Source organism: Nostoc sp., from assembly GCF_035638895.1.
GTDB lineage: Bacteria > Cyanobacteriota > Cyanobacteriia > Cyanobacteriales > Nostocaceae > Nostoc.
In genome coordinates, this window is the sequence record NZ_DASQZC010000218.1 from 1 (window position 1) to 7,241 (window position 7,241).

Sequence of the window (7,241 nt, forward strand, 5' to 3'; positions counted from 1 at the left end):
TTTCATTTCTTCTGGTAATACTCCATTACAACCAATGTAAAATACTAAGGGAGATATCCTGTCTTGGTAAATATTCTCTACATATTCTTCTAACTTGGTATTCGCTGCCGTCAAAGCTGCAATCATTTCCTCTTTGCTGATATGCTTGCCAGCTTGTTTCTGCTGCAACAACTGCGCCAAACTATCAGCACCAACTTTCTTAAGAATACCTACGACTATGCCATTTTGCTCAAGCCCAAGAAAATCATCAAAAATTGGTTTCATCAACTCGTCAACTTTTGTAATCTTGGTGCGTGATGATAGTAGCCTGTGCCGAACAGCGAGATTTTCATTCAATGCGATCGCAAAACTAGGCTTAATGATAATTTCTCCAGTCTCTTTGTTATAAAGACGATACATCTTACTTAGAAACTTGTTAGCAGAAGGCAACTTACTCAAATTCAGAATATCTTGACTCCCAATGTCAATTTTATAGCTCACTTTTGACTCAAGAGTACCATTAACTAATGCTTCATGGATGTCTGTGTATTCATTAGTTGTAGGAAAATTGATGTAGACGTTCTTGGACAAATAGTGCTTTTTAAACTCATCTAATTGTTCTGCTAAAAATACATCTGACTCCTTTTTCAAGTGAGCAGAAATAATACTGGTAAGTACTTTAATTCCTGCGAGTTCATTGAATAGTTCATCAATGCTGCTGTAATGACTATTAGCAGCTACAAGTGGCAAGTTATCTAACTGAATAGTATGTTCAACACGAAAGTCAAAATCTTCTGTATCCAACACACCTTTTTCTTTGAGCAAATCAAAGGCTTTTTTACTGCTGATTTTGACTTGTAAGGACTTGACGTTAATTTTGCCGTCGCTAACAATTGTGTAATTATTAAAGCTATTGAGGTCATTGACTAGTAACCCTGCTACTTCAATAGTGGGAGTTTGGTCTTCAAATTTTGCAAGTTTGACTTTACGTTTGATAAGCATATTGATAGTAGCAGTATTGCGATTAAACTGAAACTCGCCCATACCAACATACTCAGCATTATCTATATTTTCTGTTCGCAACCAAGGCTGAAGCAGTTCTCCATTTTCATTTCTCACACCTTTAACGCGCTTGATACCTGTTCTTTGATAATGTTCTTGCAGGTGCTTGATATTGACGATAATATTGTTGCGATATTGTGCAAAAATTTGGATTAGTTCTACGAGATAAGTTTCATTATTTGTCATATTGCTACCTTCCACATCAAGGTCAAGAATCTTTTAAATCCACGGTGATTGAGGTTTAATTACTATTTAAAAATAAACTGTTAAACCGTGGAAGATTCAAGGGCAAACACACAATAAATTGATGAGAAAATGCTAAAGTTTGTATATACCACACAACTATTGTGTGTTCATGATTGCATTCACGAACTAGTTAATATCGCGTTTATTTACTACAAACTTTAGGCATCGCCTGGGAAACTTTGCGTTGCATACTCACGGGATATTCTTTTATAGTACAATTGTATTACAAAAATGCCAAGTTGTGTAGGCGTAGCCCGTGATAGACATCCCCCTGCAATGAGGTGTTATTGGATTGCTGACGACTTCTGCCATACTGCTGAATAACGCCATATAACGAATAATCCTAAAACACAGATGGTATCTTTTTTTGCTGTCTCTCCGTATGGGGTATTCTGAATTCTGTCTTCTTCTCATTAATCTTGGGTAACAGTCTTATGCTCAACATAATTTTTATCAATATCAAAAGCTCTAGCATCAAACAGCAAGTAATAGTATAGTAGGATGTTAGTTGATAGCAATAATATTTCATCAAGCCAAAATTGACGGTTATAGGCAAAAGGAAAAGTTAAAGGTTTATTCCTTTATCTTTTCGGTTTACCTTGCCAAACTAACTTGGTGAACTATTAGGTATGGAGGAATAATGTTTAAACGTCGCACGATATTATCCGGTCTACTTGCACTTGGCTTAACGTTAGCATTTAGCACACAAGTCTATGGACAATTTACTGCTAGGCCAGAAGCTTGGCAGACAGTCTACAATGAGGCGGTTGCTTCGGCAACAACGACAGTTACAGCTTCGACTTTTATAGCCCACTAAAATTTTTCAACTTGGCCGGTTTTTGGAATGCTTAGACCTTTGGCTAAAAAAAGTTCTGAGTAGATATCTTGAGAATCAAGAGTAAGGAATTGTGATTTTTTGGTAATTCCTGGGCTGCTCCCCACCTGACTATATCTCTAACTCGTTAACTCCGATTCTGCCATAGCCAAATATTTCAAACACCGTGAGGAGTTTTTTATGTTCAAACCTCGCGCAATTTTTAGCGCCTTAACTGCAATTATCCTAACGCTTATCATAGGTACACAGGTGCATAAGCAACCCGCAGTTGCTTCTTTTGGGGGGTGTAATCCAACTTTACATAATCTACCTATATGCCCAAGCACAGCACCGTCAGAGTCAGCTAGTTTCCTTGACCCAACTGCAACAATTACCAATCCAAGAAATATTCGCTTGGGTGAAAAAGTCTACGTCGCGCCATTTGCCAAGTTAGATGCTACTATTGCCCCCATTAGCATCGCGGAAGATTCTAACGTCCAAGACCAAGTGAGAATTATAGCTTCGGGAACGGGAGTGGATATTGGGCCGCGAGTAATTATGGCACACATGGCCACTATCAAAGGTGCAGCCAAAATCGGGACTCAAGGCTCAACCGGGCCTTTTAGCAACCCGATTACCCATGCTCAGTTCAACAACGATATTCCAGAGACATTTCTCAGCTTCAACTGTGAAGTAGATGGTGCAACTATAGAAAGAAACACGGTAGTTAACTTTCTCTCGCGGGTTGGCCCTGGTGTTACCTTACCTGCTGGTAAAGTTGTCCTGCCAGGTAAAAACGTCACAACGAACCTAGAAGCTATTAGCGGTAGTTTAGGGAAAGTGGCAAACCTGACAGAAGCCGACGTTGCATTGCTTGAAGGCATCATTGAAGTCAATGAAGCATTTGCCAAAGGTTACACAGAATTGGCCAGAACAGACTTGTCAAATGTACAAGGCATAAATTTCGCTCCAGTCACATCTTTTAACCCCGGAGGTCTGCCGCAGATAGGTGGGATTGTAACTCGCGATCCGAGCTTCCGTAACCGCATCATCGGCAATGTCGTTCTAGAAGATTCTTTAGCAACCCTGACTAAGAAAATAGGTAATGGAATTTCCCTGCGTGCTGATGAGGGTCAACCTTTTAATGTCGGGGAAATTGCTGGGATGGCAAACGATGTTGTCTTTCACGCTTTAACAACAACTAGCCTGACTCTTGGTGATAATATTGGCTATGGGCCTCGTGCTCTAGTTCATGGCGGTAGACAGGTTGTCAATGGTGTTGCTAATGGCCCTGAAACCAGGATAGATGATTCCGTAGGGCTAGCACCGAACTCTGTTATATTCCGCTCAATCATTGGCAGCAAATCAGCAGTTGGGCAAAAAAGCGCAGTCTTTAATTCTACAGTAGCTCCGAGAACGGCTATCGGTTCTCGAACAATCTATGCTGACAACGGCAACACGATTTCATCTGTGGAGTGGTAAGCAATAACTTTTGCATAATTATGAATCTGAAAATCTTGCCGCTAGTGCAATTACAATGCCTACGATTGATTCTGCTGTTTACTTTGATATTCGGACTGATGCTAAGTCTTGATGACGGTTCATCTATAGCCGCACAGAAGGTTGGGAAACCTGGATTTATAGACCCTGTAAATGCTGACATCACTTCCAATCAGCTTCAGGTGGTAGAACCTCCAGTCACCGGACTTACTTCTACATTGTCGGATGAGGTCAAGGAATTACCTACAGAGTTAATTCGCTGGTCAACTTACTGGCAACTTTGCTGGCAACCATATCCCGAAGCTAAAGAATACGAACTACAAACGGTGCTTGTGGAAGGCAAGTCTCCAAAATTGCAACGTCAAAGCGATCGCTGCTTTCGTATACAAGCTGCATCTAATGAAAACCAAAAATCACAAGGACTTCTCAACCGTGAATTAATCTTGTTAATGCATAAAATTCAGCTTGGTTATCGAGTCCGAGCGGTCTTAGATGAGAACCATGTGAGCCAATGGTCTGAAGTTATGGCGGTTGGTGCAACTAACGTTATTTGATATTCTCAGGGCAACAGAGGCGATCGCACCTTAGCCACTAGGCAGGTGGGGTAGTTTACATAACTGACGTGCATAAGCGATCGCCTCTGTTGCTGTTGAAACTTTCCCCTCAGCTTGTGCAACGCCAATTTCTCTCAACAGTTGGCCAATAATTGGCGAAGCTGGAATATTTAATGCTATAATCAACTCCTTCCCGCTCACTAGTGGAGTGGGATGAGCAACCAGATCATCAGGGTTCAGGTAGCGGTTGATCAAAGGTGCCCAAATAAGGCAGGGTTTTGCTTTGGTTTCCACTGCTGTGTGTAGTGGCTTGTCACCAGACATCGCCTCTACAAAAATATCAAGTCCTACAGCTAATACTGTCATCGTGGGAAACACAATATCTGCGTTATGAAAGAAAAAATATTGTTCTCGCAAGGACATATCGACTACTTGAAGCTGCGGTAACAGTTTCAAGGCATTGGTTACACCCCGGATTTCGGCACGACTATAAGTTAGTTCCTGTAGTTCTATTTCTGCTAACTCTGGCACTGGGTTAACAAGACAAGCAAGTTTAGCAATACCTAACCAAGTGGTTTTAACAGTATCGCGGACATATTCTTGCAGTTGTGCCCCTAGTTGTTGCCAACTTTCTGTAAGTAAGGCAGCTGCTTCGTCAACTGCTGCTAGTTTGAGCAAGCTTTCACGGGTGGCATTTTTGAAGAAAGGCGCAAGTAAACCATCTTCCCAAGCACTTGTAATCCAAGGAGTACCCTGAGAATTGCTAAGTAGATAGCCAATTTCTACCCTAACTCGTTCGGCTGCAACTTGGCAGATATGTGATGCCAAAGAACGAATTGCGGCTTGGGTAGCTGGCTCAATAGTAAAACCTAATTGGGCGGCTTGACGATAACCTCGCATTAACCGTAAAGGGTCATCTTCTAGGTTTGCAGGTGATACCATTCGCAAAATGCCCTGTTGCAAGTCTGCATAACCTTGCAGAGGATCGATGATTTCTTGGGTATAGGGATTATAAGCGATCGCATTTACTGTAAAATCCCGTCTGTGCAAATCAACTTCTATACTATCTCCTTCCTGCTGGGCAAAGTCAGCCGTAGCGTCGGGAAAAACCACACGAGCAATTTGTCGTTCTGCATCGAGTAACACAAAACCAGCTTTGTAATGATGAGCGATCGCTCTCGCTACTTTTACCGCCTTAGATGGTATAACAAAATCTAGATCCAGATATTCGCGGGTTCTGCCAAGGATAGCATCTCGGACAGCGCCACCTACCATGTAAGCGGGTTGTGGCAAGAATTCCAAGCTGAAAGGCCAATTTTCGGGAGCTAATACCATTTTGGATTTTAGATTTTAGATTGTGTACTCCTACGGACAAGGAAGCTACAGCGCTTGTAAGAGGTTGATAAACTTTTGTCAAGAGGGTGCGGGAAAAAGGGATTCTGCTTTGAGACTGGTTTTTGCAGTGCTTTGACTATTCTTAATCCTGATTATCTTTGGCAGCGAAATACTTAATAGTTAAGAGATATTAAACTCTTTGGACGAACAAAACAGAAATAGTTTTATTATTGTAAGAGGAACTATAGCAGCCTTAAAATGAGGTTCGTCTATAAGTAGCAATAGAACAGAAAACCACACTAAGACCAATCTGGTCTAAAACAAAAGTGAGTTATTGTCTCATAAGCAAGTTACAGGCCTAAAGCAAAGGTATCTTGTCAATAAAGGTCATTTCATTATGTTAATCATAAGTTTATCAATAGCTGACCTTTATTTATAATTCAGATATCGATATATAGCATAGTATGAAGCCGAAAATACTATTTATATTTTCTGGTTAATTTAGATGCATTTGCGCGGGCATAACCTTTGTTTGTGCATTTATTAGTGTTTTAACTTTGCTTAAACATTTTTCATCAAAACATAAATAAAAATTACACCTGTCATAAATAGCTCAGTGAGGATAAAAGCATGAACACCAACTTTACAAAAGTAAGTTCGCTGAAATTCAGTCGTATCACAACACTCCTAGCAGTTGGAATAGCAGTTTCTATAGGAGTACCTGCATTGGCGGGTGTTTTATGGGTGAATTACGAAAAGAAAAAAACCAATAATTATATCCCTGTTAATGCTGTTGTAGGTGGCAGCCAGAAAGGATCTAAACTGTATGTTTGCCAAGCGATACATGATAATGAGTATACACCTGGAAAGTTAACTGAGGCTTATAATTGCTATATTCCGTGGGGAAATAAAGAACATCGCTACACAAAGTATCGTGTACTAACGGGAAATAACTGGCGCTGGAGAAATACTGGAGGGAAATTACCTTCTTCTAAAGATAGAGTTTGGGGAGGCAATGAAGATAATGGTGGAAACACATTATATGTTTGTAGAGCCAAGTTAAATAACGAGTATATACCTGGAAAATACTATAACCCGACTAAAACCTGCTACGTATCATACGGTAAACTAGAATACCGATTTACGAAAAACTTCGAGTTTTTAACTGCAAACTAAACTGGATCTTGCTAAATTTTGGTAATCTCAGCTTTAGCTACAAAACTTACGCAAACAGGCAGTAAAAGGCTTGATTTATCATAGGGGCAATTCATGTAGACGCAAAGCGGCTTCTCACATGATATTGCCCCTATAGTCCTAGTGACAAATGTACAATTACCTTAATCTCTCACAGATGAGCTACAAGTAGCATCTTGTAGAGAAAGAATAGAGGCTACGCGTCAATGGCGAGTCCGAATCCCCCACACTGTTGAATTTTGGACTTTCCTTGCTCCGCTCCTGAATTCTGAATTCTTCTTCAAGCATTGTAATAAAAATCAACCCAGCAACTCATGAATAACAGTCGGGCTTACGTTAGATTAACAATAAAGGCCCCTGGAGTTGGTTCTATTATGTGTATTTGCGTGAACTGCCACTATGTAGACAACTGTGTTACCTATCATGCCGTAGAAGGGCAGCACCAACAGCCTCACTTGACTGAAACACCGAACTTTGATCCGAATGAACCTTCTATCAATGTCAACATTCGGACTAAAGATGATGTAATTGAAATGGAATGGGATGTTGTTGGTTGT

6 protein-coding genes and 1 pseudogene are annotated in these 7,241 nt (G+C 40.5%); 5 read left to right on the plus strand and 2 right to left on the minus strand.

Annotated features, from left to right (window positions below; translation table 11 throughout):
• Positions 1–1,227 (minus strand): annotated as a pseudogene (locus tag VE944_RS10445) (VWA domain-containing protein); the annotation flags it as partial.
• A 700-nt stretch (positions 1,228–1,927) separates the two neighbouring features.
• Here VE944_RS10445 and VE944_RS10450 point away from each other — a divergent pair.
• From VE944_RS10450 to VE944_RS10460, 3 genes are all read left to right on the plus strand, one after another.
• Positions 1,928–2,104: a hypothetical protein gene (locus tag VE944_RS10450; protein ID WP_324976245.1), complete on the plus strand. Its 177-nt coding sequence runs from the start codon at positions 1,928–1,930 to the stop codon at positions 2,102–2,104.
• A 198-nt stretch (positions 2,105–2,302) separates the two neighbouring features.
• Positions 2,303–3,583, plus strand: a complete 1,281-nt coding sequence (locus VE944_RS10455; RefSeq protein ID WP_324976248.1) for an acetyltransferase — start codon at positions 2,303–2,305, stop codon at positions 3,581–3,583.
• A 20-nt stretch (positions 3,584–3,603) separates the two neighbouring features.
• Positions 3,604–4,155 carry a hypothetical protein gene (locus VE944_RS10460; protein WP_324976251.1) on the plus strand — a complete coding sequence of 184 codons (552 nt, stop codon included), beginning with the start codon at positions 3,604–3,606 and terminating at the stop codon, positions 4,153–4,155.
• A gap of 30 nt (positions 4,156–4,185) precedes the next feature.
• Here the strand turns inward: VE944_RS10460 and VE944_RS10465 are convergent, their stop codons facing one another.
• The gene (locus VE944_RS10465) at positions 4,186–5,490 is read right to left on the minus strand and encodes a CCA tRNA nucleotidyltransferase (protein WP_324976255.1); all 1,305 of its coding nucleotides are present in this window, start codon (positions 5,488–5,490) and stop codon (positions 4,186–4,188) included.
• A gap of 630 nt (positions 5,491–6,120) precedes the next feature.
• On the opposite strand from VE944_RS10465, the gene VE944_RS10470 reads away from it, so the two are divergent.
• The gene (locus VE944_RS10470) at positions 6,121–6,666 is read left to right on the plus strand and encodes a DM9 repeat-containing protein (RefSeq protein ID WP_229552055.1); all 546 of its coding nucleotides are present in this window, start codon (positions 6,121–6,123) and stop codon (positions 6,664–6,666) included.
• A gap of 392 nt (positions 6,667–7,058) precedes the next feature.
• Positions 7,059–7,241 (plus strand): Ycf34 family protein (locus VE944_RS10475; protein WP_324976260.1); only part of this gene is annotated, 183 nt, incomplete at its 3' end.